At 68.9% G+C, this 23,910-nt stretch carries 21 protein-coding genes; 15 read left to right on the forward strand and 6 right to left on the reverse strand.

Going from position 1 to position 23,910, the window contains the following annotated elements; translation table 11 throughout:
- The first annotated feature begins 40 nt into the window (after positions 1-40).
- Positions 41-1,933, forward strand: a complete 1,893-nt coding sequence (gene dnaK / locus ACWD4J_RS32935; RefSeq protein ID WP_451399138.1) for a molecular chaperone DnaK — start codon at positions 41-43, stop codon at positions 1,931-1,933.
- Positions 1,930-2,655, forward strand: a complete 726-nt coding sequence (grpE, locus tag ACWD4J_RS32940) for a nucleotide exchange factor GrpE (protein ID WP_451399139.1) — start codon at positions 1,930-1,932, stop codon at positions 2,653-2,655. Before dnaK ends, grpE begins: the two co-directional genes overlap by 4 nt.
- A 124-nt stretch (positions 2,656-2,779) precedes the next feature.
- On the opposite strand, the gene ACWD4J_RS32945 is transcribed toward grpE, so the two are convergent.
- The 3 genes from ACWD4J_RS32945 to ACWD4J_RS32955 all read right to left on the reverse strand — a co-directional run bounded on the left by ACWD4J_RS32945 (position 2,780) and on the right by ACWD4J_RS32955 (position 4,644).
- The gene (locus ACWD4J_RS32945) at positions 2,780-3,406 is read right to left on the reverse strand and encodes an ArsR/SmtB family transcription factor (RefSeq protein WP_451399140.1); all 627 of its coding nucleotides are present in this window, start codon (positions 3,404-3,406) and stop codon (positions 2,780-2,782) included.
- 604 nt (positions 3,407-4,010) lie between these two features.
- A complete protein-coding gene (locus ACWD4J_RS32950) occupies positions 4,011-4,364 on the reverse strand; it encodes a hypothetical protein (protein WP_451399141.1) in 354 nt (117 codons plus the stop codon).
- Positions 4,357-4,644 carry a metal-sensitive transcriptional regulator gene (locus tag ACWD4J_RS32955; RefSeq protein WP_451399142.1) on the reverse strand — a complete coding sequence of 96 codons (288 nt, stop codon included), beginning with the start codon at positions 4,642-4,644 and terminating at the stop codon, positions 4,357-4,359. The genes ACWD4J_RS32950 and ACWD4J_RS32955 overlap by 8 nt, the downstream gene beginning before the upstream one ends.
- A gap of 801 nt (positions 4,645-5,445) precedes the next feature.
- Between ACWD4J_RS32955 and ACWD4J_RS32960 the strand changes: the two genes are divergently transcribed.
- Positions 5,446-6,795, forward strand: coding sequence for an endo-1,4-beta-xylanase (locus ACWD4J_RS32960; protein WP_451399161.1), 1,350 nt, complete (start codon positions 5,446-5,448; stop codon positions 6,793-6,795).
- A gap of 146 nt (positions 6,796-6,941) precedes the next feature.
- Here the strand turns inward: ACWD4J_RS32960 and ACWD4J_RS32965 are convergent, their stop codons facing one another.
- The gene (locus ACWD4J_RS32965) at positions 6,942-7,973 is read right to left on the reverse strand and encodes a LacI family DNA-binding transcriptional regulator (protein ID WP_451399143.1); all 1,032 of its coding nucleotides are present in this window, start codon (positions 7,971-7,973) and stop codon (positions 6,942-6,944) included.
- Positions 7,974-8,099: 126 nt separating this feature from the next.
- On the opposite strand from ACWD4J_RS32965, the gene ACWD4J_RS32970 reads away from it, so the two are divergent.
- Genes ACWD4J_RS32970 through ACWD4J_RS32985 form a run of 4 tightly spaced genes read left to right on the forward strand, consistent with a single transcriptional unit; the run spans position 8,100 to position 13,553 of the window.
- Complete coding sequence (locus ACWD4J_RS32970) at positions 8,100-9,410, forward strand: ABC transporter substrate-binding protein (RefSeq protein ID WP_451399144.1); 1,311 nt, start codon at positions 8,100-8,102, stop codon at positions 9,408-9,410.
- Between the two features lie 14 nt (positions 9,411-9,424).
- Positions 9,425-10,357, forward strand: coding sequence for a carbohydrate ABC transporter permease (locus ACWD4J_RS32975; protein WP_451399145.1), 933 nt, complete (start codon positions 9,425-9,427; stop codon positions 10,355-10,357).
- Entirely contained in the window at positions 10,357-11,175 is an 819-nt protein-coding gene (locus ACWD4J_RS32980) for a carbohydrate ABC transporter permease (RefSeq protein ID WP_451399146.1), read from the forward strand. Before ACWD4J_RS32975 ends, ACWD4J_RS32980 begins: the two co-directional genes overlap by 1 nt.
- 8 nt (positions 11,176-11,183) lie before the next feature.
- Positions 11,184-13,553: a beta-xylosidase/alpha-l-arabinosidase gene (locus tag ACWD4J_RS32985; protein ID WP_451399147.1), complete on the forward strand. Its 2,370-nt coding sequence runs from the start codon at positions 11,184-11,186 to the stop codon at positions 13,551-13,553.
- Positions 13,554-13,846: 293 nt separating this feature from the next.
- On the opposite strand, the gene ACWD4J_RS32990 is transcribed toward ACWD4J_RS32985, so the two are convergent.
- Positions 13,847-14,920 carry a LacI family DNA-binding transcriptional regulator gene (locus tag ACWD4J_RS32990; protein WP_451399148.1) on the reverse strand — a complete coding sequence of 358 codons (1,074 nt, stop codon included), beginning with the start codon at positions 14,918-14,920 and terminating at the stop codon, positions 13,847-13,849.
- 102 nt (positions 14,921-15,022) lie between these two features.
- On the opposite strand from ACWD4J_RS32990, the gene ACWD4J_RS32995 reads away from it, so the two are divergent.
- The gene (locus ACWD4J_RS32995; RefSeq protein WP_451399149.1) at positions 15,023-16,402 is read left to right on the forward strand and encodes an endo-1,4-beta-xylanase; all 1,380 of its coding nucleotides are present in this window, start codon (positions 15,023-15,025) and stop codon (positions 16,400-16,402) included.
- Between the two features lie 121 nt (positions 16,403-16,523).
- Here ACWD4J_RS32995 and ACWD4J_RS33000 read toward each other — a convergent pair whose 3' ends face one another.
- On the reverse strand, positions 16,524-18,152 hold the full coding sequence (locus ACWD4J_RS33000) for an FAD-dependent oxidoreductase (protein WP_451399150.1): 1,629 nt from the start codon (positions 18,150-18,152) through the stop codon (positions 16,524-16,526).
- A gap of 358 nt (positions 18,153-18,510) precedes the next feature.
- On the opposite strand from ACWD4J_RS33000, the gene ACWD4J_RS33005 reads away from it, so the two are divergent.
- The 7 genes from ACWD4J_RS33005 to ACWD4J_RS33035 all read left to right on the forward strand — a co-directional run bounded on the left by ACWD4J_RS33005 (position 18,511) and on the right by ACWD4J_RS33035 (position 23,838).
- Positions 18,511-19,641 (forward strand): SchA/CurD-like domain-containing protein, encoded by a 1,131-nt coding sequence (locus ACWD4J_RS33005; protein WP_451399151.1) that lies wholly within the window; start codon positions 18,511-18,513, stop codon positions 19,639-19,641.
- 72 nt (positions 19,642-19,713) lie between these two features.
- Positions 19,714-20,157 carry a cupin domain-containing protein gene (locus tag ACWD4J_RS33010; RefSeq protein WP_451399152.1) on the forward strand — a complete coding sequence of 148 codons (444 nt, stop codon included), beginning with the start codon at positions 19,714-19,716 and terminating at the stop codon, positions 20,155-20,157.
- A complete protein-coding gene (locus ACWD4J_RS33015; RefSeq protein ID WP_451399153.1) occupies positions 20,154-21,422 on the forward strand; it encodes a beta-ketoacyl-[acyl-carrier-protein] synthase family protein in 1,269 nt (422 codons plus the stop codon). The genes ACWD4J_RS33010 and ACWD4J_RS33015 overlap by 4 nt, the downstream gene beginning before the upstream one ends.
- A complete protein-coding gene (locus tag ACWD4J_RS33020; protein WP_451399154.1) occupies positions 21,419-22,669 on the forward strand; it encodes a ketosynthase chain-length factor in 1,251 nt (416 codons plus the stop codon). The genes ACWD4J_RS33015 and ACWD4J_RS33020 overlap by 4 nt, the downstream gene beginning before the upstream one ends.
- A 54-nt stretch (positions 22,670-22,723) precedes the next feature.
- Positions 22,724-22,942: an acyl carrier protein gene (locus ACWD4J_RS33025; protein WP_451399162.1), complete on the forward strand. Its 219-nt coding sequence runs from the start codon at positions 22,724-22,726 to the stop codon at positions 22,940-22,942.
- Between the two features lies 1 nt (position 22,943).
- On the forward strand, positions 22,944-23,426 hold the full coding sequence (locus tag ACWD4J_RS33030) for an SRPBCC family protein (protein WP_451399155.1): 483 nt from the start codon (positions 22,944-22,946) through the stop codon (positions 23,424-23,426).
- A gap of 76 nt (positions 23,427-23,502) precedes the next feature.
- Positions 23,503-23,838 (forward strand): TcmI family type II polyketide cyclase, encoded by a 336-nt coding sequence (locus ACWD4J_RS33035; protein ID WP_451399156.1) that lies wholly within the window; start codon positions 23,503-23,505, stop codon positions 23,836-23,838.
- Positions 23,839-23,910: the final 72 nt, after the last annotated feature.

A 23,910-nucleotide genomic window follows, 5' to 3' on the forward strand; every position in this document is an offset into this window, starting at 1 on the left:
CGTGCCGCAGGTGTGAGCGCGTGCAGGAGGGAGATCTGACATGGCACGGGCAGTCGGTATTGACCTCGGGACGACCAACTCCGTGGTGAGCGTGCTGGAGGGCGGCGAGCCCACTGTCATCACCAACACCGAGGGCGCCAGGACCACGCCGTCGGTCGTGGGCTTCGCCAAGGGCGGCGACGTGCTGGTCGGCGAGATCGCCAAGCGCCAGGCGGTCACCAACGTGGAACGTACGGCCCGGTCGGTGAAGCGCCACATGGGCGACGCGCAGTGGCGATTCCCGGAGTCCGGCGACATCGACGGCAAGAGGTACACCGCCCAGGAGATCTCGGCCCGGGTGCTGCAGAAGCTGAAGCGGGACGCGGAGGCGTACCTGGGCGAGGACGTGACGGACGCGGTCATCACCGTCCCCGCGTACTTCAACGACGCGCAGCGCACCGCCACCAAGGAGGCAGGCGAGATCGCCGGGCTGAAGGTGCTGCGGATCATCAACGAGCCGACGGCGGCCGCGCTCGCGTACGGGCTCGACAAGGAGAACGACCAGACGATCCTCGTCTTCGACCTGGGCGGCGGCACCTTCGACGTGTCGCTCCTCGAGATCGGCGAGGGAGTGGTCGAGGTCAAGGCCACCAACGGCGACACACACCTCGGAGGCGACGACTGGGACCAGCGGATCGTCGAGCACCTGGCCCAGCAGTTCAAGAACCACTACGGCGTGGACCTGTCCAAGGACAAGATGGCCGTCCAGCGGCTGCGCGAGGCCGCCGAGAAGGCGAAGATCGAGCTGTCCGCGGCGACCGAGACCACCGTCAACCTCCCGTACATCAGCGCCTCGGCCGAAGGTCCGCTGCACTTGGACGAGAAGCTCACGCGCGCCCAGTTCCAGCAGCTGACCGCCGATCTCCTGGAGCGCTGCAAGACCCCGTTCCGCAACGCGGTCGAGGACGCCGGGATCAAGGTCTCGGACATCAACCACGTGATCCTGGTGGGCGGTTCGACGCGGATGCCGGCGGTGACGGACCTGGTGCGCGAGCTGACCGGCAAGGATCCGCACAAGGGCGTCAACCCGGACGAGGTCGTGGCCGTCGGTGCCGCGCTGCAGGCCGGTGTGCTCAAGGGCGAGGTCAAGGACGTCCTGCTGCTCGACGTCACCCCGCTGTCGCTCGGTATCGAGACCAAGGGCGGCATCATGACCAGGCTCATCGAGCGGAACACGACCATCCCGACCAAGCGGTCGGAGATCTTCACGACGGCCGAGGACAACCAGCCGTCCGTGCAGATCCAGGTCTTCCAGGGCGAACGGGACATCGCGGCGTACAACAAGAAGCTCGGCATGTTCGAGCTGACCGGCCTGCCGCCCGCGCCCCGGGGCGTTCCGCAGATCGAGGTCGCCTTCGACATCGACGCCAACGGGATCATGCACGTGTCGGCCAAGGATCTGGGTACCGGCAGGGAACAGAAGATGACCGTCACCGGTGGCTCCGCGCTGCCGAAGGACGACATCGACCGCATGGTCCGGGAGGCCGAGCAGCACGCCGAGGACGACCGCCGCAGGCGGGAGGCCGCCGAGACGCGCAACCAGGCCGAACAGCTCGTCTATCAGACCGAGCGGCTGATCAAGGACAACCCGGGCAAGATCCCGGACGACGTGAAGGCCGAGACTGAGGCTGCGCTGGCCGAGCTGAAGGACAGGCTCAAGGGAGCGTCCGCCGAAGGCGACGACACAGCCGCCATCCGCACGGCCACGGAGAAGGCGGCGGCCGCCGCTCAGAAGATCGGCAGCGCCATGTACGCGCAGGCGCAGGCGGCCCAGGCTCAGGCGTCCGAGGCTCACGGCGGACCGGCCGGCACCGGAGCGACGGGCGCGGAAGAAGACGTCGTCGACGCCGAGATCGTCGATGACGAGCAGCATCCGAAGGGAGGCACGGGATGAACCGACCGCACGAGCACCAGCGCAAGGACCGGCCGGTGCTCATCCGGGACGAGCGGCGCATCGATCCGGTCACCACCCTTCGGCCGCGGTACGGGGGCGCAGGCGGCGATTCCGTCGAACTGGCGCCCCCCGCAGGCCGCTCCGGCCTCAAGGACGGCCCCGCCGCCCCAGGCCGGAGACTGCCCGCGGCCGACCGGCGCGGCGCCCCTGCGCCGGCGCAGCCGAGCGGGCGGACGGAGCAGACGGAGGGGACGGAGCGGACCGAGACCGAGGCGCTGCGCGCGCAGCTGAAGGAACGCACCGCGGACCTGCAGCGGCTGAAGGCCGAGTACGACAACTATCGCAAGCGGGTGCAACGCGACCGGCTGGCGGTCCGCGAGATCGCCGTGGCCAACGTGCTCGCGGGGCTCCTGCCCGTACTCGACGCGGTTCAGCAGGCCGACGAGGCCGGCGAAGTGAAGGGTGGCTTCCGGCGGGTCATCGATGCCCTCGAGCACCAACTGGCTTCCCTCGGCCTGGAGTCGTACGGCCGTGAAGGGGAGGCGTTCGACCCCGCCCTGCACGAGGCCGTCTCCTACGACCACTCGGACCGGGTCGACCGGTCCACCTGCGCAGCCGTCCACCGTTCCGGCTATCGCGTCGGCGGTCACCTGCTGCGTCCCGCCCAGGTCACCGTGGCCGAACCACCGACGGGACCGCCGGCAGAGGCCCCGGACATGTGAGGCATCGCACCAACTGATCTGCTGTCGCGCGGTGTTCGCCCCACCGCCTGGGGGACAGGCCGCTCACGGCACCGCGCGCAGCGCGATCTGACGCCTGCACAGGTTCGGCGAAGTCGCCCATGACTCATGGGGACTGGCGGGCATCACCGCCGGCGTGCGGCTGTGCCGGAGTCGACCCGTGCCGGTCACCGTCCTCCGGCGTCGGGAACGCGTTGAACAGCACGGTGATGTGCCGGCTGCCCGGCGGAGCCTGATCCGGTTCGCGGTGCCAGCGAGTGAGAAACGCGATGTACTCCTCGGTGAACCGGGCCAGTTCCCCGGCCGTCAGCGTGGTGCCGCCCAGTGAGTGGAGGGCCGCGGCGCCGAACTCACCGAAGGATTCGGGAGTGCTCAGGAATGCGGCCAGGTCGTGCTCCGCGCGTTCCCAGCACCGGTGCCCGATCTCCTGGGCCGTCGTTTCCGCCTCCTCGCTCCCTGCATGGCGGGGGAGCCGCACGTCTTCCGGCACGGCACGCCAGTACTTGCGGCGGCCGGTCGACCGGGTGGTGTCCTCCTGGATGAAGCCGAACCTGGCGAGCTGGCGCAGGTGATAGCTGGTGGCGCCGCGGTCCGCGCCGAACTCGGCCGCCAGGTCGGCGGAGGTGGCTGGGCCGTGGCGCTGCAGCCGGGCGAGCATTCGCTGCCGGAGGGGATGGGCGAGCCCTCTGAGCGCCCTGGCGTCCGAGACTTCGGGCTGCTGAGTCTCGTGCATGACGAGAAGGTATCAATGCAAAGAAGTCTTCTCAAAGAGCTACATAAGAGGGCGAATCCGACGCGGGATCGCGCATAGCGCAACGCCCTTCTTTGGGTGATTTCTGTAGTAGTTGACGTTTTGCCGGTTATCTGCCTAGCGTGATGACACGAGGTGATTCGTAGGGCTTGATGGGAAGGCCGCACGGGGCCTCGGAGGCCGGTCGGCACCGTGACCGCGAGCCGCGGTCCGGTCGGAGGGTGCGTCGCGGAAGTACGGCCTGCCGCACTACATCGGTGAGCCGCGAGGGTCCGGCGTCGAGCCACACGTCCACAGCCGTGGCTCAGGGCTTTTTGTTGCCTGCGCGCGCTGGGCGGGGCGTCGGATCAGGGCCGTGAGCGTTTCCCAAGCGTCAGGTCCCCGTGGAGGGCCGGATGCGGGCTGGACCTGGATGTTCCGGGATCAGCAACAATCCATTTCCCCCTGAGAGGCAAGCATCATGAGTGCAATCCTGTCCAGGTTCGGGCGCCTGGCTGCCGCGCTGTTCGCCGCGGCTGTGCTGGCGTTCACCGGCGCCGGCGTCGCCAGCGCCGCTGACTCGGGTTCGCATCACGATTCGGGTTACTCAGACCACGACAACGGCCGCAACCACGACAACGGACGCGGCTACTGGAGCGACTACAACAACGGCTATGGGCGTGGCCATGATGGCGGCGGCTACGGCGGTCACGACGGTGGCGGCTATGGCGGTCACAACGGTGGCGGCCATGGCGGCGGTCACGGTGACGGCGGCCATGGCGGCGGTGGTCACGGCGGTGGCGGTCACGGCGGTGGCGGTCACGGCGGTGGCGGTCACGGTGGCGGTGGTGGTCACGGCGGTGGCGGCGGTCACGGCGGTGGCGGCGGCCGCTAAAGGCACCGCGACGGGTCCCGGCTCTCCTGAGCCGGGGCCCGTCACGCTTGCCTGGAACTCAGGCAAGCGACAGGAACAGCTTCTCCAGCCGGGCGCGCATCTGCTCAGTGGTCTCGCCGTTCTTCGCGCCGTTCTCCACGTCGGTCAGGCACTGCTGCAGACCCGTGGCGATGATCGCGAAGCCCGCCCGGTCGAGGGCTCGCGAGGCCGCGGCGAGCTGCGTGATGACGTCCTCGCAGTCGCGTCCCTCCTCGATCATCCGGATGACACCGGAGATCTGGCCCTGAGCCCGGCGCAGCCGGTTCAGTACGGCCTTCAGCTCCCCGCCCTCGAACTGCAACTCCACAACGACTCCCTCGCCTATACCCTCAGGGGTATGGTATCCCGTTCTCCAGGGTCACCTCCGAAGGAACCGGGACAGATCGCCTGACGATCAAGGATGGCATCCGCCGCTCTCGCCGCGGCCGCCGGGCCCCGAGCCGTCGAGTCGACGTGGGACACCTTCGGGGAATTCGTGTGCCGGAACCTGGACGGCCCACATCCGGACATCTGACACCGCCCGCCGATCGCTGGTCAGCGCACGCCGGTCGCTCCGGGGTGCGGCCCGCGCCTGTAGGCCTGCAGCATCATGGGTCTCGAAACGTTTCGAGTGCGAGCAAAAGCCTTAGATGGGGACGGATAAGGGTGAAGTCCTCCCGTCGACGGCCGAAACTCTCCACCTGTAGCGCGCATGAGGCGCCCCCGTCCCGTATGCAGAGAGATGTTTCGGTGACTCTCCGTCAATTATTTCGGTGAATTGCCGTAACTCTCCGCTGGAGTGAGGCCCGAAGGTGCTGACATCGGGTTCCACCCACTCTCCCATGAAGGTGTGTTTAAGCTGGTCATGGCCGTGCGCGGTGGGGCACGGTTGTCGTGTTCCGGTATCGAAATATTTCTGAAACTTGACGTTGACGTTGCAGAAAGTGGCTGCCACACTCGCCACCGTTCGTTCCACCTCTCGCCGCGCGGCCCCCGCGTCACGGGTGCGTCCTGCCCTCGTGCGGCTCCTCGCGTGGCGCCCTTCCGTAACGGCCCGGACGGTCTCCTCCGTCCATCTGGAACTCGAAAAGAAGAGGTTGACGTGATCACATCAATTCACGGCGGACCCGTGGGTCCACCACCGCGGTCGCGGGCCCGCAAGGCGGTCGCCTTAGGCGTGGCGGGTCTCCTCGCCACGGCCGGCGTCGTCACGCTGGCGGGCAGTGCCGGCGCCGCGAGCACGCTCGGCGCCGCCGCGGCCGAGAAGGGCCGGTACTTCGGCACCGCTGTCGCCGCGAGTCACCTGGGCGAATCGCAGTACGTCTCCACGCTGGACACCGAGTTCAACTCCGTCACGCCGGAGAACGAGATGAAGTGGGACGCCGTGGAGCCCACGCAGAACTCGTTCACCTACACCTCGGCCGACCAGATCGTCAGCCATGCGCAGAGCAAGGGCATGAAGGTGCGCGGCCACACCCTGGTCTGGCACTCCCAGTTGCCGGGCTGGGTGAGCAACCTCGGCGCCACCGACCTGCGTTCGGCGATGAACAACCACATCACCAAGGTGATGCAGCACTACTCGGGCAAGATCCACTCCTGGGACGTGGTCAACGAGGCGTTCCAGGACGGCACCAGCGGTGCCCGGCGCAGCTCGCCGTTCCAGGACAAGCTCGGTGACGGCTACATCGAGGAAGCATTCCGCACCGCCCGAGCCGCCGACGCCGGCGCCAAGCTCTGCTACAACGACTACAACACCGACGGCGTCAACGCGAAGAGCACCGCCGTCTACAACATGGTCAAGGACTTCAAGGCGCGCGGTGTGCCGATCGACTGCGTCGGCTTCCAGTCGCACTTCAACAGCGCCTCACCGGTCCCGTCCGACTACCAGGCGAACCTGCAGCGCTTCGCGGACCTCGGTCTCGACGTGCAGATCACCGAGCTGGACATCGAGGGGTCCGGAGCATCCCAGGCCACCAGCTACAGCAACGTGGTGAAGGCGTGTCTGGCCGTCTCGCGCTGCACCGGCATCACCGTGTGGGGCATCACCGACAAGTACTCCTGGCGCAGCAGCGGCACGCCCCTGCTCTTCGACAGCAACTACACCAAGAAGGCGGCCTACACCTCCGTCCTCGCCGCACTCGGCGGTGCCGGCTCCGGCGGTGGCGGCAGTGGCGCCATCTGCACTGCGACCTACAGCAAGGCCGAAGAGTGGAGCGACCGCTTCAACGGCAAGGTGACGATCACCGCGGGCAGCTCCGCGATCACCAGCTGGACCGTGACCGTCACCGTGACCTCGCCGCAGAAGATCTCTGCGACCTGGAACGGCAGCCCCACCTGGGACACCAGCGGCAACGTGATGACGATGAAGCCGAACGGCAACGGCAGCCTGGCAGCCGGTGCCTCGACGAGCTTCGGGTTCACCGTCATGACGAACGGCAACACGTCGGCGCCGATCATCGGTGCGTGCACAGCCTCCTGAGGCACGACACCCGATGAACAGCCGTTGAACGCACATCAGCCGATGAACGCGCGGCGCGGTGATCACCGATCACCGCGCCGCTTCGTCGTCGCTCGCGCCCGAAGTCAGCCCCGCCGATCCGGGGGGCCGGTGGCCGCCCGCGTGACTCAGGGGCGCGGGGGAGGGGCTGTGCTCTTCCTGACGACCAGGCTGGTTGCCAGCTCCAGGCGCGTGATGGTGGGGTCGCCGGCCCTGAGCCGCAGCAGCATCTGCGCCGCCTCCTCGGCCATCTTCTGCAGCGGCTGGTGCACGGTGGTCAGCGCCGGGCTCGTCCACTGGGCGAGCGGGACGTCGTCGTAACCGACGACCGACAGATCGTGCGGAATGCGCAGTCCGTTGACGCGCGCCGCTTCCAGTACGCCGAGGGCCTGAAGGTCGCTGCCCGCGAAGATAGCGGTGGGCCGGTCCGGGCGCTGCAGCAGTTCCATCGCCCGCGAGTAGCCGCCCTCGACGTGGAAGTCACCGAAGCGGACGAGGTCCTGGTCGATCTCCAGTCCGGCCATGCTCATGGCGGAGCGGAAGCCGTCGAGCCTGGCCAGCGAGCACATCATGTCCTCGGGACCGGTGATGATCCCGATGCGGCGGTGACCGTTCTCGATCAGATGCCGGGTCGCGGCGAGTCCGCCGGACCAGTTGGCCGAGCCCACAGAGGGCACGTCCGGTTCCGGGTCGCCGGCCGGGTCGATGATGACGAACGGTATGGCGCGGGACCGCAGTTGCTGCTTGAACTCCAGCGGCAGGGACGAGAACACGAGGATCACGCCGAGCGGGCGGCGTCGCAGCACCTTCTCGATCCAGTCGGGAGTCGGGGCGTGCCGCGTGCCGCTCTCGGTCAGCACCACACTCGCGTCGTTCGCCACGGCGACGTTCTCCACGCCCCGGATCAGTTCCATGGCCCAGATGCTGTCCAGCTCGTGGAAGACGATCTCGATGAGCGGGGCCTCGCCCGCGGATTTCGGGGTCCGCCGGTAGCCATGGGTCTCCAGCAGCCGCTCGACCTTGACCCGGGTCGGCGGCGAAACGTCCTGGCGGCCGTTGAGGACCTTCGAAACTGTCGAAATTGAGACGCCCGCCTTTTCGGCAACCTGGGCGAGGGTGACGCGCCCCGTCTCGTCGTCATCGCGCATGAGCGGCAGCATACGACAGGCCTGTAACGCTTCGGTAACCCACCGCTGGAGGGTTGACCCACTTTGAGGCGGCGCCTAGCGTCACTCCGCGCACAACATATTTCGGTGTTGGGCACGATAATTTTCGGAGGGGCTTCGATGAAGAAGCGGGCATGGCTCCCACGCGCGGTTGCCGCTGGCGCAGCACTCGCCATGGGACTCACGCTGTCGGCGTGCGGCGACTCGGACGACTCGTCGAGTGGCGGGGGCAACGACAAGATCCACGTCCTGGTCTACGGTGACTCCGCCAACAAGGTGGAGAAGAAGATCGTCGCGGAGTTCAACAAGACCTCGAAGGTCAAGGCGGTCCTGGACACCATCCCCGGTGCGGACTACCAGCAGAAGCTGCAGACGATCATCAACACGGACCAGGCGCCCGACGTCTTCTTCAACTGGGGCGGCGGCAGCATCAAGCCCTTCGTGAAGGCCGGCCTGCTTCTGCCGCTGGACGACTTCATCGCCAAGGACCCCGGCCTGAAGTCCAACTTCCTGCCGTCGGTGTTCAACGCCGCTGTGGTCGACGGCAAGTCCTACGGCGTGCCGATGCGCGGCACCCAGCCGGTGCTGCTCTTCAACAACCAGAAGGTCCTCAAGGAGGCGGGTGTCGAGGCGCCCAAGACCTGGGACGACCTGCTGGCGGCGGTCAAGAAGCTGAAGGCCAAGGGTGTCACCCCCATCGCCCTCGGCGGCGGTGACCAGTGGCCGACCCTGATGTGGTACGAGTACCTCTACGACCGCGTCGCCGGGCCCGGCCTCTTCGAGAAGGCGCTGAACGGCGACAAGGATGCCTGGAACAGCGCCGACAGCAAGAAGGCGCTGTCGATGCTGAAGGAGCTGGTCGACGCCGGCGCGTTCGGCAAGAACTACGACTCGGTCAAGTACACCAACGGCGGCTCCGTGGCGCTGCTGGCGAGCGGCAAGGCCGCCTTCGAGCTGATGGGTTCCTGGGAGTACTCCCAGCAGCAGACGGACCACCCCGAGTTCGCCAAGAGCGACCTGGGCTACACCGCCTTCCCCACCGTCGACGGTGGCAAGGGCGACTCGAACAACGTCGTCGGCAACACCAACAACTTCTACTCGGTGCTGAAGAAGACGAAGCACCCGGAAGCGGTCGCCGAGTTCCTGAAGCTCATGTACTCGGATGAGTTCGTCAAGGCGCAGCTGTCCATCGGCAACCTGACCACGACCACCAACACCGAGAAGTTCCTGGACAGCTCCTCCGCCAGCCCGGAGTACTCGAAGTTCCAGCTCGACCTGGTCAAGAAGGCCCCGTCCTTCCAGCTGTCGTGGGACCAGGCCTACCCGCAGACCGCGTCCACGCCGATGCACCAGGCCGTCCAGCAGTACCTCAATGGACAGCTCGACGCGGACGGCTTCATCAAGGCCATGCAGGCCCTGCCCACGTCGTGAGCCGGACAACCGAGATGACCACCATCACCACCGAGAAAACCTCGAACAGGCGGAGGCCCGCGCGTCGGGCCGCCGCCCAGGTGGGCCGCCCAGGATTTGCCTGGGCGGCCCCCGCCACCGTGTTCTTCGTCCTGTTCGCCATCGTGCCGCTGGTCCTGGTCGCGGTGCTGTCCTTCGTGAGCTGGGACGGACTGGGATCGCCGAAGTTCGTCGGGGCCGACAACTGGTCCAAGCTGCTGGACGACCCCGTCCTGGTCAAGAGCCTCTGGCTGAGCGTGCTGCTCACCGTGCTCGGCGTGCTGATCCAGACGCCGCTGAGCATCCTGCTCGGCGTCTGGGCGGCCGGACACCAGCGCAACCGCGCCGTCCTGTCGGCGATCTACTTCATCCCGCTGCTGCTGTCAGCGACGGCGGTGTCGGTCCTCTGGCGCTCCCTGCTCGACCCGAACTTCGGCGTGCCCGCCCGGGCCAAGTGGCTGTTCGGGGACGGCAATCTGTTCGGCGAGCAGGCCAGCGCCCTCGGGGTGCTGGTCTTCGTGGGCGCCTGGCAGTACGTGCCGTTGCACAGCCTGATCTACCAGGGTGCGGCGCGGGCGATTCCGAAGGTGCTCTACCAGGCGGCGGAGCTCGACGGCGCGGGCAGGTTCCGGCAGTTCTTCCACATCACGCTGCCGCAGCTGCGTAACACCATGATCACTTCGGGGATCATGATGGTGGTCGGCGGCCTCACGACCTTCGACACCGTCCTGATCCTCACCCAGGGCGGCCCCGGCACCGACACGACCATCAGCGCCTTCTACATGTACCAAAAGGCGTTCAAGAGCTTCGACTACGGCGTCGGCTCCGCCATCGCCCTCGTCCTCGTGGTCGCCGCGACCATCATCTCCCTGATCATGGTGCGGCTCTCGGGGTACGACAAGATGCGCAGCTCAATGGAGGGCCTGTGATGAAGCGCCGCCCCAACTACCTCGCCGGCCTCGGATCGGTGATGTGGCTCTGCCTGGTGGCCCTGCCGCTGTACGTCATGCTGGCCGCCACCCTGAGGAGCCGCAGCGACTACAGCGCAGGCGGTCCGCTGAGCTTTCCCAAGCACTTCACGCTGGACAACTACGCCAACGTGTTCTCCAGCGGCTTCGGTGAGTACTTCCTCAACACGGTGATCGTCACCATGTGCGTGGTCGCCATCGTGCTGCTGCTGGTGCCGCCGCTGTCGTACGCCATCGTCAGGAGCCGCGGCCGGATCACCACGGGGGTCTTCCGGCTGTTCCTGCTCGGCCTCGCCATCCCCGCGCAGGCCGTGATCGTGCCGATGTTCTACGTCATCAGCAAGGCCGGTCTGTACGACAACCTCATCGGCGTCATCCTGCCCACCGCCGCCTTCTCGCTGCCGATGTGCGCCCTCATCCTCACCGGCGTGATGCGCGACATCACCCAGGACCTGTATGAGGCCATGGCCATGGACGGCGCCCCGATCTGGCGGGTCTTCTTCCAGCTGGTGCTGCCGCTGTCCAAGGGCGGGGTCGCGACGATCGTGGTCTTCTCGGCGCTCCAGGCGTGGAACGGATTCCTGTTCCCCCTGGTGCTGACCCAGTCCGACTCGACCAAGGTGATCACCTTGGGTCTGTACAACTTCCAGACCCAGTACGGCATGGACATCCCCGGGCTGCTGGCCGCCGTGGTCGTGTCCATGCTTCCCGTTCTGCTCGTCTACCTGTTCGCCCGGCGCACCCTGGTCCAGGGGCTCATGGGCGTCGGAGGAAAGTGATCGACAACGTGTCCGTAGAGACAGATTCCGCGACTCCCCTGTGGAGCGACCCCTCCCTCGACGCCGAGACCCGTGCCGATGCGCTCATCGCCGAGATGACCCTTCCGGAGAAGATCGCGCAGCTGTACAGCGTCTGGGTCGGAGCATCCGACGAGGGCGGGGAAGTCGCGCCGCACCAGCACGACATGGAGGAGCCGGTCGACCTCGACGCCCTGCTGCCGTCCGGACTCGGCCAGCTGACCAGGCCGTTCGGCACGGCTCCGGTCGATCCCGCGCTGGGGGCGCTGTCCCTGCTGCGGAGCCAGCGCCGGATCGCCGAGGCGAATCGCTTCGGCATCCCGGCCCTGGCGCATGAGGAGTGTCTCGCGGGCTTCGCCACCTGGGGCGCCACCGCCTATCCCGTACCGCTGTCGTGGGGTGCCACCTTCAACCCGGCACTCGTCCGGCGCATGGCCGAGGCCATCGGACGGGACATGCGCTCCGTGGGCGTGCACCAGGGGCTCGCCCCCGTCCTCGACATCGTGCGCGACGCGCGGTGGGGCCGTGTCGAGGAGACGATCGGCGAGGACCCCTACCTGGTGGGCACGGTCGCCACCGCCTACATCCAGGGCCTTGAGTCCGCCGGAATCGTCGCCACGCTCAAGCACTTCGTCGGCTACTCGGCCTCCCGTGCAGGACGCAACCTTGCGCCGGTGAGCATGGGCTCGCGGGAGCGTGCCGACGTGATGCTCCCGCCGTTCGAGATGGCAGTGCGGGAAAGCGGCGTCCGGTCGGTCATGGCGTCGTACACCGACACCGACGGTGTGCCGACCCATGCCGACGAACAGCTGCTCACCGGGCTGCTGCGGGACACCTGGGGCTTCACCGGCACGGTCGTGGCCGACTACTTCGGCATCGCCTTCCTCAAGACCCTGCACGGCGTGGCCGGCACCTGGGGCGAAGCGGCCGGCGCCGCCCTCGCCGGGGGCGTGGACGTGGAGCTGCCCAACGTCAAGACCTTCGGACAGCCGCTGCTCGACGCTGTCACCTCGGGAGAGGTGCCGGAGAAGCTGGTGGACCGCGCCCTGCGGCGCGTGCTCATCCAGAAGGCGGAGCTGGGTCTGCTCGACGCCGACTGGAACCCGGTGCCCGAGGTGCTGGCCGACGCCGACCTGACGGACCCGGAGGCCCTGCGCGGATCGGTGGACCTGGACACGGCCGCCAACCGCGCCATCGCCCGGGAGATCGCGGAGCAGGCCGTCGTCCTGCTCCGCAACGACGGCACCCTCCCCCTGGCACGCCCGGCGAGAATCGCCCTCATCGGCCCCACCGCCGACACCGCCACGGCGGTCCTGGGCTGCTACTCCTTCCCCGCGCATGTCGGCGTCCACCACCCCGAGGTGCCGGTCGGCATCGAGCTTCCGACGCTTCGCCAGGCGTTGCACGCCGAGTTCCCGGACAGCGAGATCGTCTCGGCGCCCGGCGCGAGCGTCGACACCACCGACACCAGCGGTTTCGCCGAGGCGGTCCATCTGGCGGCGGGGGCGGACGTGGTCGTCCTCGCCCTGGGTGACCGGGCCGGGCTGTTCGGCCGCGGCACCAGCGGCGAGGGCTGCGACTCGGAGTCCCTGGTGCTGCCCGGTGTGCAGCAGCAGCTGCTCGATGCGCTCCTCGACACCGGTACGCCGGTGGTCGTGACGCTGCTGGCCGGACGGCCCTACGCGCTGGGCCGCGCCGTGGAGGAGTCCGCGGCCGTCGTCCAGTCCTTCTTCCCCGGCGAGGAGGGCACCGCGGCCATCGCCGGAGTCCTCAGCGGACGGGTCACCCCGGCCGGACGGCTCCCCGTCAGCGTCCCACGTCGGCCCGGCGTCCATCCGTCCACCTACCTGGCCGCCCCCCTCGGCCAGCGCAGCGACGTGTCCAGCACAGACCCGACACCGGCCTACGGGTTCGGGCACGGCCTGACGTACACCACCTTCGAGTGGTCCGACCTCAGCGTGGACGACACGCAGGCCGCGACGGACGGCGAGGTGGAGCTGGCCCTCACGGTGCGCAACACCGGGGACCGCGAGGGCACCGAGGTCGTGCAGCTCTATCTGCACGACCCCGCCGCCTCGGTCGTGCAGCCGGTCCAGCGTCTGATCGGGTACGTGCGGGTGCCGCTCGCCGCCGGAGAGGCGAGCCGCGTCCACGTCACCGTGCCGGCCGACCTCGCGTCCTTCACCGGCCGTGGCGGGCGGCGGATCGTCGAGCCCGGTGAGCTGGAGCTGCGGCTCAGCGCCTCCAGCACCGAGGCGCGGCTGACGGCGACGGTGACGCTCACCGGGCCGGTACGGCAGGTGGACCACACCCGTCGGCTGCACGCGACGTTCAGCGTCGCACCGCACGCCGGCGACTGAACCGGTCGCCCCGCTGGCCGTCGGCGCAGCGCCGACGGCCAGCGGGACGCACCGTTGCGCCCAGGTTCTGGGTTGCGGGTACGAGACACAGACCACCGTGCGTCGTGGGTTGTGCCCACCCTCCCCCATTGCCTGAAGGGCATGGGAGGTACCCCCATCGCCTGGGGGCACCTCCCAGCGGTAGCTGGGGGAGGAACGACTGCCCACAACGGTAGCGACGGCGGAACCCGCCACCGGCAGCCGACCCACCCACCGGCCGCAGGCGCACCAGCCGACGACGCCCCGCAGGCGCGTCAGGCGGGCTTGGCAGGTGGCGCCGTGCTCGCCCGTACGATCAGTTCGGTGGCGAGTTCCACGCGCAGTGAGTCCAGTTCCTCCGCGCGCGCGAGGCGTTGCAGCGTGCGTACGGCCAGCCTGCCCATGTCCGCGAGGGGCTGCCGGACCGTGGTGAGCGGCGGTGCGCACCAGCGGACTTCCGGAAGGTCGTCGAAACCCACCACGCTGACGTCCTCGGGCACCCTGAGCCCGCGTCTGCGCAGCGCCTCGACGGCGCCCAGCGCCATCGGGTCGCTGGCGGCGAACACCGCGGTCGGCGGCTCGCGCAGGTCCAGCAGCGTGTTGCACCCGGTGAAACCGGACGCGTGGCGGAAGTCGCCCCGGGCGATCAGCGTGGCGTCCACGAGGATCCCGGCCCCCTCCAGCGCCGCTCGGTAGCCGCCGAGCCGGGCCAGCGACCCAGGGTGCCGGAGCGGACCCGCGATCATGCCGATCCTGCGGTGCCCGAGCCGCAGCAGATGGTCCGTCGCGGCCATGGCGCCCGCCCAGTTCGTGGCCCCCACGGTGGGCGCTTCAAGGGCCGGCGAGCCCGCGGGGTCGATCACCACGAGGGGTACGCCGAGCGTGCGCAGTTCGTCGTGGAGGACCGGCTCCAGTACCGACGTCATGACCCCGTCGGACGCGCGCGCCCGCAGGTTCGTCATCCACCGGTGTGCATCGGAGCGGCCGCGGACGGCCGAGACCACCGTGCCCATCCCCGCAGCGTGCGCCACCTCCTCGACGCCCCGGATGATCTCGACGGCCCAGGGGCTGCCGAGATCGCCGACGACCAGGTCGAGCAGCGCCGCGCGGTCGCCGGGCCCTTGCACCCGCCTGCGGTAGCGGTGGCGGCGCAGCAGTGCCTCGACCCGCGCCCGGGTCTGCGGCGAGACGTCGGACCGCCCGTTGACGACCCGGGACACGGTCGGCACCGAGACCCCGGCCCGACGGGCGATCTCGGCGATCGTGACCCTGCGCCCGGCCCCCTGCGTCACTCTGCCAACAGCATCCCCTGCAGCCAATTCCTCCTCCTCCGTTGACGGTTGACTCATACACCTCTAGCGTTCCGGACGCACTCTCGAAACTTTGCAGAATCCTTCCGGAAATCAGACGTCTCCGGAAGTCACGTGAAGCCATCAGTGAGAGGGACATCGATGAAGCTGCAGAGCTTGCGCAGAGCCGCGGTCGGGGTTTCGGCCGTAGCCCTGTTGTTGATCGGAGGGGCTCCCTCCGGTCACGCGGCCGAGGCCCCCGTACTACGGGACCTCGCCGCCGCCAAGGGCATCTACTTCGGAACCGCCGTCACCGCGTCCAAGCTCAACGGCACCTACGGCAGCATCGCCGCCGAACAGTTCGACTCGATCACGCCCGGCAACGAGATGAAGTGGGGCTCGGTCGAGCCGACCCAGGGCAGCTACAGCTGGTCCGGCGCGGACAATGTCGTGAACTTCGCGGAGGCCAACGACCAGAAGGTCCGCGGGCACACGCTGGTCTGGCACAGCCAGCTGCCGAGCTGGGTCAGCAACGGCACCTGGACGGCGGACAGCCTGCGCACGGTCATGACCGACCACATCGCCACCGAGGTGGGCCGGTACAAGGGCCGCATCGACCACTGGGACGTGGTCAACGAGCCGTTCAACGAGGACGGCACCCGCCGCCAGTCGGTCTTCCAGACCACGATCGGCGACTCCTACATCGCCGAAGCGCTGACCGCGGCCCGCGCCGCCGACCCCGACGCCAAGCTGTACATCAACGACTACAACGTCGAGGGCGTCAACGCGAAGAGCACCGCGATGTACAACCTCGTGAAGTCGCTCAAGGAACAGGGCGTACCGATCGACGGCGTCGGGCTGCAGGCGCACCTGATCCTCGGCCAGGTCCCGTCCACCCTCCAGGCCAACATCCAGCGCTTCGCCGACCTCGGCGTCGACGTCGCGATCACCGAGCTCGACATCCGGATGACGACCCCGGCCACCGACGCCCAGCTGGCCCAGCAGAAGTCCGAGTACAACGCGGTCACCAGCGCCTGCGTCGCTGTCTCGCGCTGCAAGGGCATCACCGTCTGGGGCTTCACCGACTCCGACTCCTGGATCCCCGACGTCTTCTCCGGATACGGCGCCGCCACCCCGTACGACGAGAACTACCAGCCCAAGCCCGCCTACTACGGCATCGCGGAGGCCCTCGGCTGGACGGATGACACCACACCGGCTCCGTCGGGCAGCTGCGCGGTCACGTACACCGTGCAGAACGCGTGGAGCACCGGCTTCACCGCCCAGGTGACCATCAAGAACACCGGGACGAGCGCGGTGAACGGATGGCAGCTCGCGTGGAGCTGGCCGTCGGGACAGAGCGTCACGCAGGCCTGGAACGCCACCGTCAGCCAGTCCGGCACGGCGGTCACCGCGACGAACGCGTCGTACAACGCGTCCATACCGGTGGGCTCCACGGTGACGTTCGGATTCAACGGATCGCTGACGGGCGCCAACACCGCACCCACCGCGTTCACGCTGAACGGGACGGACTGCACCGTCTAGACACGCTTCTGTCCCGAGTCCGGCACGTACGGACTCGGGACAGAAGCCGTTGAAGCCGCCCGCCGCCTCCCGTGCCGACATCACCGGGAGGCGGCGTGGCCGCTGCTGTGGAAGGCCGGGCTCAGGCCAGGTCGAGGAGGGACGCCATGACCTCGAAGAGGGTCGCCTCGGGGTCGGCGACGGCGGCATCCGAACGCCAGGCCACATATCCGTCCGGGCGCACGAGCACCGCGCCGTGGCTCGTCGTACCGTGCAGCGCGGCCCAGTCGCCGCCTTTCTCGGGAACGAGATCGGCATCCGGTCCGCTGCCGATCCGGTACGACTCGAGGGGTACGGACAGCCGCTCCGCGACCCGCTTGGCCGCCGTGTGCCACATGCTCCCGGTGCCGCAGAGCAAAACGCAGGAACGCTCGTAGAGGTCGAGCGTCGACATGTTGACGCCGGCCCTGAGCAGCCACATGTGCGGGGCCCGGCTGCCCGGCTCGCCGGTCAGCAGCATGGTGTCCGGCACCACGGGCTGCGCGGGGTCGGCGCCGATGACGGCGCCACGGGGGTAGCGGTAGCCCAGGGCCACCTTGAGCACACCGCCCTGCTGCCCGCCGCCCGCACCGGGGGCGGGGGCATAGCCGGGGTGGCTGTGCTCCACGGAGCGGGCCGAGGCACGCGCGCTGGTCACCTGGGCGACCGGAAGGCGCTCCGTCTCATACGTCTGCAGCAGCCCGGGTCCGGCCCAGCCGTTCAGTACCGCGGCGAGTTTCCAGGCCAGGTTGTGGGCGTCCTGGATTCCCGTGTTCGACCCGAAGGCCCCGGTCGGCGACATCTCGTGGGCGGAGTCCCCGGCCAGGAAGACCCGCCCCGCCGCATAGGACTCGGCGACGCGCTCCGCGGCATGCCACGGTGCCTTGCCGGTGATCTCGACTTCGATGTCGGGGGCGCCCACGGCCTGGCGGATCTGATCGATGCACCGATCGTCCGTGAAGTCCTCGAGCGTCTCGCCGCGCCCCGGCTGCCAGGGCGCGTGGAACACCCACTTCTCCACGTTGTCCACCGGCAGCAGCGCCCCGTCCGCCTCCGGCGTCGTCAGATAGCAGGCGATGAACCGCCGGTCGCCCACCAGATCCGCGAGCTGCTTGGAGTTGAAGGTGATGCTGACGTTGTGGAACAGCTCGCCGGGCCCCGACTGGCCGATGCCCAGCCGTTCCCGCACCGGGCTGCGCGGCCCGTCGGCGGCGATGAGGTACTCCGCGTACACGGTGGTGTGCTCGCCGGTGTCCCGGTTCTTCACGACCGCGGTGACCCCGTCGGCGTCCTCCTCGAAGGAGAGCATCTCGGTGGAGAAGCGGATGTCGGCCCCGAGCTCACGGGCGCAACTCAGCAGGACCGGCTCCAGGTCGTTCTGACTGCACAGACACCATCCGCTCGGGCTGAACCGGGCCAGCCCGCCACCCGGGTCCATCTCTTTGAACAGCCATTCGCCTTCCTCGGCGAGCGACGGGGTCTGCAGGATGCCGTGGTTGTCCGCGAGGACCGATGCGGCCTCCCGGATCCGCTCCTCCGCCCCGGCCACCCGGAACAACTCCATCGTGCGCACGTTGTTGCCGCGCCCACGCGGATGCATCGATGTAGCCGAGTGCTTCTCGACCACCATGTGCTCGATGCCCAGTCGGCCCAGGAAGAGCGAGGCGGACAACCCCACCAGGGAGCCGCCCACGATGAGGACCGGTACGCGGTGGTCGACTTCTTCGTTCATCAGTGCCTCCAGCTGGGGTCCCCCCACGTTCGGGGATGAAGGTTCCATGCCCTGACGGGGCTTCGGGCGATTGGTTCGTCAGCCCCATTCACCCGGCTGGTTCACCCGGTTCGCCGCCCCGGGTCCCCCGGGTGGTTCAGCCAGGTGCGTCACCCGCTCCCCCTGAGCCGTCACCCACGTGGTTCACGCAACTCGCGCGCCTCCCGGGACCGACCAATGATCGGTTCCGTGCTGATCGTCGCCCTCGCTCTCGGGGGACGACCCTCGGAATCCGCGGGACACCGACCGGATTCAAAGCGGCCTGACGTCACATCAGGAGATGTGGCGTCCTTGCTGTCTCGAAGGAGATGTGTGCTGGATGACGATGACAATCTCGGAACGCGTGTCGCAGTCCGCGTTCGACGGCTCCAGACTTCGGGTCGTCCTGCTGCTGGACCTCTACGAAGGCGCCCAGAAGGAATTCCTGGAGGCATACGAGCGCCTGCGCAACCATGTGGCCTCAGTGCCCGGGCACATCAGCGACCAGTTGTGCCAGTCCATCGAGAACCCCTCGCAGTGGCTCATCACCAGCGAGTGGGAGAGCGCCCTGCCGTTCCTGGCCTGGGTGAACAGCGAAGAGCACGTGGAGACGGTCCAGCCCATGCACAGCTGCGTCCGTGACACACGCTCGATGCGCTTCAGCATTCTGCGGGAGACCGGCAATGTCGCCGGGCCCGTGCCCGCGTCGGCCAAGGGACACCTGCAGGTCTCGCCACGACTGGGCGACGGCGTGGTCCGCCATGCCCTCACCTTCACCGTGAAGCCGGGCACCGAGCCGCTCGTCCGCGAGATCATGTCCGGCTACACCGCGCCGAACCCGCGCGTCGACGAGAACACCAGGCTGCGCCGCACCTCCGTCTACATGCACGGGAACCGACTGGTCCGGGCCATCGAGGTGGAGGGCGACCTGATGATCGCCCTGCGCTACGTGGCACGCCAGCCCGAGGTCACGGCGATCGAGGAGGCCATCAACCCCTACCTCGAGCACGACCGGGACCTCAGCAACCCCGGATCGGCACGGCTCTTCTTCACCCGTGCCGCGCTGCCCTCCGTACACCATGTCTCGTTCGGCGGCCCGGAGCCCGAGGACGTGCAGCGGCACGCGCTGCTCTATCCCGCGAAGGAGGGGTGCGGTCTGCCCCTGGCCCAGCTGCTCGCCCGTCAGGACGAGGTGGCCGCGGAAGACCCCGGCAGCCCCATCCACAGCAGCACCGTCTTCCAGCGCGACGACATCGTCGTCCGGCTGGTCGACATGCGGGGCCCCATCGAAGCCGATCCCACCGCGGCGCTCGGCCTGAAGGGCGAACGCAAGGCAGCCGTCCTGGGACGTCTGCTCGACATCGACGCCCTCGGCGTGGACGGCGCGTCGGCGGACGAACAGGACCTCCTGCGCTTCCTCGAACGCTCCGACATGCAACTGATCACCGACCGCCGCGCATCGGACTCCTGACCCGGCCCGTCCGGCCGTGTCAGGGCCAAACGCGCGAACGCCGTCGGCCCCCGTCATCTGGAGGAAGCAAACATGACCCTGCACCGCCCACGCATCGTGGACCTCAGCGAGACACAGCCCAACACCAAGCGCGGAGGTGATCTGCGCGCCATGCTCACGCCCATGGCGGTGGGCGCCAAGAGCGGTTTCATGGGCCTGGCCATCGTCCAGCCCGGCGACCGCATCGGTGAGCACTACCACCCGTACTCGGAGGAATTCGTGTACGTCGTATGCGGTGCCCTGGAAGTGGACCTCGATGGTGAGACGCACCCGATCCAGCCCGACCAGGCCCTGCTCATCCCCCCATATATGCGGCACCGGTTCCGCAACGTGGGGGATGAGGAAGCCCGCCTCGTGTTCCATCTGGGCCCGCTCGCCCCGCGCCCCGCGCTCGGGCATGTCGACACCGAGGAGACCGACGCATCGGAAGGAGCCGGACAGGCCAGGACGCCTCAGCGAACCGAGGCACTGTCATGACCAGGCGCGTGGCGGTCACCGGTGTCGGCATCGTTGCCCCGGGCGGCGTCGGCGTACCGGCGTTCTGGGACCTCCTCGCAGACGGCCGTACCGCGACGCGGGGGATCACGCTCTTCAACCCGGAGGGGCTCCGCTCGCGCATCGCCGCCGAGTGCGACTTCGACCCGGCGGCACACGGAATCGACGTGGCGACCGCGCAACGGGCCGACCGTTACGTCCAGTTCGCCATGGTCGCCGCTCGCGAGGCGGTCCGGGACGCGGGTCTCGCGCCCGAGCAGGAGAACCCCTGGCGCATGGGCGTGTCCCTGGGCACCGCGGTCGGTGGCACCACGCGCCTCGAACACGACTATGTGGCGGTGAGCGAGAGAGGCCGGCGGTGGGATGTCGACCACCACGCGGCCGGCCCTCATCTGCACCGGGCGTTCTCGCCCAGCGCGCTCGCCTCCGAGGTGGCCGAGCTGTTCGGCGCCCACGGCCCCGTGCAGACGGTCTCCACGGGCTGCACCTCCGGCCTCGACGCCATCGGCTACGCCTTCCACGCCATCGAGGAGGGCCGGATGGACGTCGCCATCGCCGGCGCCTCCGACTCGCCGATCTCGCCCATCACCATGGCGTGCTTCGACGCGATCAAGGCGACCTCCCCGAACAACGACGACCCGGAGCACGCGTCGCGTCCGTTCGACGCACACCGCGACGGGTTCGTCATGGGCGAGGGCGGAGCCGTGCTGGTCCTCGAGGAGCTGGAGCACGCCCGCGCCCGGGGCGCGCGTGTGTACTGCGAGATCAGCGGTTACGCCACGTACGGCAACGCCTACCACATGACGGGTCTCACCCGGGAGGGCCTGGAGATGGCGCACGCCATCGACGACGCGCTCACCCACGCGCGTATCGACGGCTCACTGATCGACTACGTCAACGCGCACGGCTCGGGCACCCAGCAGAACGACCGGCACGAGACCGCCGCCGTGAAACGGTCCCTGGGCGCGCACGCCTACGACGTGCCGATGAGCTCGATCAAGTCCATGGTGGGCCACTCGCTGGGCGCCATCGGGGCCATCGAGGTCGTGGCGTGCGTACTCGCCCTCGTCAACCAAGTGGTGCCGCCGACGGCCAACTACGAGACCCCCGACCCCGAATGCGACCTCGACTACGTGCCGCGCACCGCACGCCCGCTCAAGCTGCGCAACGTGCTGTCGGTCGGCAGCGGGTTCGGCGGTTTCCAGTCCGCGGTGGTGCTGACCCGCCCCGAAGGGGGAACACGATGAGCTCCAAGCCCGGGCGGCAGTCGGTCATCACCGGCATCGGCGTCGTCGCACCCAATGGAACGACGACCGAGACCTTCTGGAAGGCCACTGAGGCCGGTACGAGTGTCCTGGGCAAGGTGACCCGTGAGGGGTGCGAGCACCTGCCGCTCCGGGTCGCCGGCGAGGTGCGCGGATTCGAACCGGCGGATCTGATCGAGGAGAAGTACCTCGTACAGACCGACCGGTTCAGCCACTTCGCGATGGCCGCGGCCGACATGGCCCGGGAGGACGCCAGGCTCGGCCGTGCGGACACCGTCGACGACCCGTTCGCGGTGGGCGTGGTCACCGCGGCAGGTTCCGGTGGCGGTGAGTTCGGCCAGCGCGAACTCCAGAAGCTCTGGGGACAGGGCTCCCGCTACGTGGGTCCCTACCAGTCCATCGCGTGGTTCTACGCCGCCAGCACCGGACAGATCTCCATCCGGGGCGGCTTCAAAGGCCCGTGTGGAGTCGTCGCCAGCGACGAGGCCGGCGGTCTCGACGCGCTGGCACACGCCGCCGGAGCTGTCCGGCGCGGCACCGACGCGGTCGTCGTCGGCGCCGCGGAGGCTCCGCTGGCCCCCTATTCGGTCGTCTGCCAACTCGGCTACGAAGAGCTGAGCCCGAGCGACGACCCCGAGCGCGCATACCGTCCCTTCACCATCGGCGCCAGCGGGTTCGTGCCCGCCGAGGGCGGCGCCATGCTCGTGGTGGAGGAAGCGACGGCTGCCCGGGACAGGGACGCCCGGGCCCGCGCGGTCATCGCCGGTCACGCCGCCACCTTCACCGGGGCGTCGCGCTGGGAGCAGTCCCGCGAGGGACTGGCCCAGGCGATCCGCGCCGCGCTCCAGACGGCGCGGTGCGCCCCCGAGGAGATCGACGTGGTGTTCGCGGACGCGCTCGGCGTGCCGGAGGCGGATCGCGCGGAGGCGCTGGCGATCGCCGACGCACTGGGCCCCCACGGCACCCGCGTGCCGGTGACGGCGCCCAAGACCGGAATCGGCCGTGCTTACTGCGGTGCGCCCGTGCTGGACACGGCGGCCGCCGTTCTCGCCATGGAGCACGGCCTCGTCCCGCCCACCCCCAACGTGTTCGAGACCTGCCATGACCTCGATCTGGTGACCTCCCGTGCCCGGCCCGCCGAGCTGCGCACGGCGCTGGTCCTCAGCCGGGGCCTCATGGGCTCGAATGCGGCGCTCGTGCTCCGGCACGGGACCGACGCCCTCTCGTGAGAAGGAGAAATCCTCGTGAACAGCGAACTGACCGTCCAGGAGCTCACGGCTCTGATGAAGAAGGCCGCCGGCGTCACCGTCGACGCCAAGGACATGGAGCGCCGGCTCGACATCGGCTTCTCCGAGATCGGGCTGGACTCGCTCGGTCTGCTCGGCATCGTCGGCGAGCTGGAGAACAGCCACGGCCGTGCGCTGCCCACCGACGCGGAGCGCTGCAAGACGCCGAGGGAGTTCCTCAACCTCGTCAACAGCAGCCTGATGGCGGGAGCCTGACATGTCGGGGCACACCGAGAACGAGATCATCATCGCCGCGCCCCTGGACCTCGTCTGGGACATGACCAACGACATCGAGAACTGGCCGCAGCTCTTCAGCGAGTACGCGTCCGTCGATGTCCTGGAGCGGGAAGGCGACAAGACGACCTTCCGGCTGACCATGCACCCGGACGAGAACGGCACGGTCTGGAGCTGGGTCTCCGAGCGGGTCGCCGACCGCAGCGCGCTGAAGGTCCGGGCCCGCCGGGTCGAGACCGGCCCCTTCGAGTACATGAACATCGAGTGGGTGTATTCGCAGACCCCTGACGGAGTGCGGATGCACTGGGCGCAGGACTTCGCGATGAAGCCCGAGGCCCCGGTGGACGACGCCTGGATGACCGACAACATCAACCGCAACTCGGTCGTCCAGATGCAGCTCATCCGGGACAAGGTCGAGGAGCGTGCCGCCCGGACGCGTCCGACCGCCTCCGTCACCACCGACTGACCGCCTGGTCGCCAGTCGCCATGCGGACCGCCTTCCGGGCGGTCCGCGCGGCTTGGCGCCGACGAAAGGAACACCCTTGACCCACCAAGCCCTGATCGTGGCACGGATGGCACCGGGCTCTGCCCCGGACATCGCCAAGGTGTTCGCGGATTCCGACAGCGGCGAGCTGCCGCACCTCGTCGGGGTCACGCGGCGCACCCTGTGGCAGTTCGGCGATGTGTATATGCACCTGGTGGAAGCGGACCGGGCGCCCGGCCCCGCGATCGCCAAAGTGGCGGGCCACCCGGCCTTCCGGGACATCAGCGACAGGCTCACCGCCTATGTGAGCGCGTACGACCCGGAGACCTGGCGCAGCCCCAAGGACGCGATGGCCCAGCAGTTCTACCTCTGGGAACGGGACGGTTCGGCCTGACCGTCAGAGACGACACACACCGTCGCCGGCTCCGCGGACGCGACCACGGTGTTGAGGAGCGAGGCCGCGGCC

Source organism: Streptomyces sp. NPDC002577, from assembly GCF_053594815.1.

What these genes read in the sequence shown, in the direction of transcription:
- dnaK (WP_451399138.1), top strand. Translation starts at nt 41, where the DNA reads ATGGCACGGGCAGTCGGTATTGACCTCGGGACGACCAACTCCGTGGTG.
- grpE (WP_451399139.1), top strand. Translation starts at nt 1,930, where the DNA reads ATGAACCGACCGCACGAGCACCAGCGCAAGGACCGGCCGGTGCTCATC.
- ACWD4J_RS32945 (WP_451399140.1), bottom strand. Translation starts at nt 3,406, where the DNA reads ATGCACGAGACTCAGCAGCCCGAAGTCTCGGACGCCAGGGCGCTCAGA.
- ACWD4J_RS32965 (WP_451399143.1), bottom strand. Translation starts at nt 7,973, where the DNA reads ATGCTGCCGCTCATGCGCGATGACGACGAGACGGGGCGCGTCACCCTC.
- ACWD4J_RS32970 (WP_451399144.1), top strand. Translation starts at nt 8,100, where the DNA reads ATGAAGAAGCGGGCATGGCTCCCACGCGCGGTTGCCGCTGGCGCAGCA.
- ACWD4J_RS32975 (WP_451399145.1), top strand. Translation starts at nt 9,425, where the DNA reads ATGACCACCATCACCACCGAGAAAACCTCGAACAGGCGGAGGCCCGCG.
- ACWD4J_RS32980 (WP_451399146.1), top strand. Translation starts at nt 10,357, where the DNA reads ATGAAGCGCCGCCCCAACTACCTCGCCGGCCTCGGATCGGTGATGTGG.
- ACWD4J_RS32990 (WP_451399148.1), bottom strand. Translation starts at nt 14,920, where the DNA reads ATGAGTCAACCGTCAACGGAGGAGGAGGAATTGGCTGCAGGGGATGCT.
- ACWD4J_RS32995 (WP_451399149.1), top strand. Translation starts at nt 15,023, where the DNA reads ATGAAGCTGCAGAGCTTGCGCAGAGCCGCGGTCGGGGTTTCGGCCGTA.
- ACWD4J_RS33000 (WP_451399150.1), bottom strand. Translation starts at nt 18,152, where the DNA reads ATGAACGAAGAAGTCGACCACCGCGTACCGGTCCTCATCGTGGGCGGC.
- ACWD4J_RS33005 (WP_451399151.1), top strand. Translation starts at nt 18,511, where the DNA reads ATGACGATGACAATCTCGGAACGCGTGTCGCAGTCCGCGTTCGACGGC.
- ACWD4J_RS33010 (WP_451399152.1), top strand. Translation starts at nt 19,714, where the DNA reads ATGACCCTGCACCGCCCACGCATCGTGGACCTCAGCGAGACACAGCCC.
- ACWD4J_RS33015 (WP_451399153.1), top strand. Translation starts at nt 20,154, where the DNA reads ATGACCAGGCGCGTGGCGGTCACCGGTGTCGGCATCGTTGCCCCGGGC.
- ACWD4J_RS33020 (WP_451399154.1), top strand. Translation starts at nt 21,419, where the DNA reads ATGAGCTCCAAGCCCGGGCGGCAGTCGGTCATCACCGGCATCGGCGTC.
- ACWD4J_RS33025 (WP_451399162.1), top strand. Translation starts at nt 22,724, where the DNA reads ATGAAGAAGGCCGCCGGCGTCACCGTCGACGCCAAGGACATGGAGCGC.
- ACWD4J_RS33030 (WP_451399155.1), top strand. Translation starts at nt 22,944, where the DNA reads ATGTCGGGGCACACCGAGAACGAGATCATCATCGCCGCGCCCCTGGAC.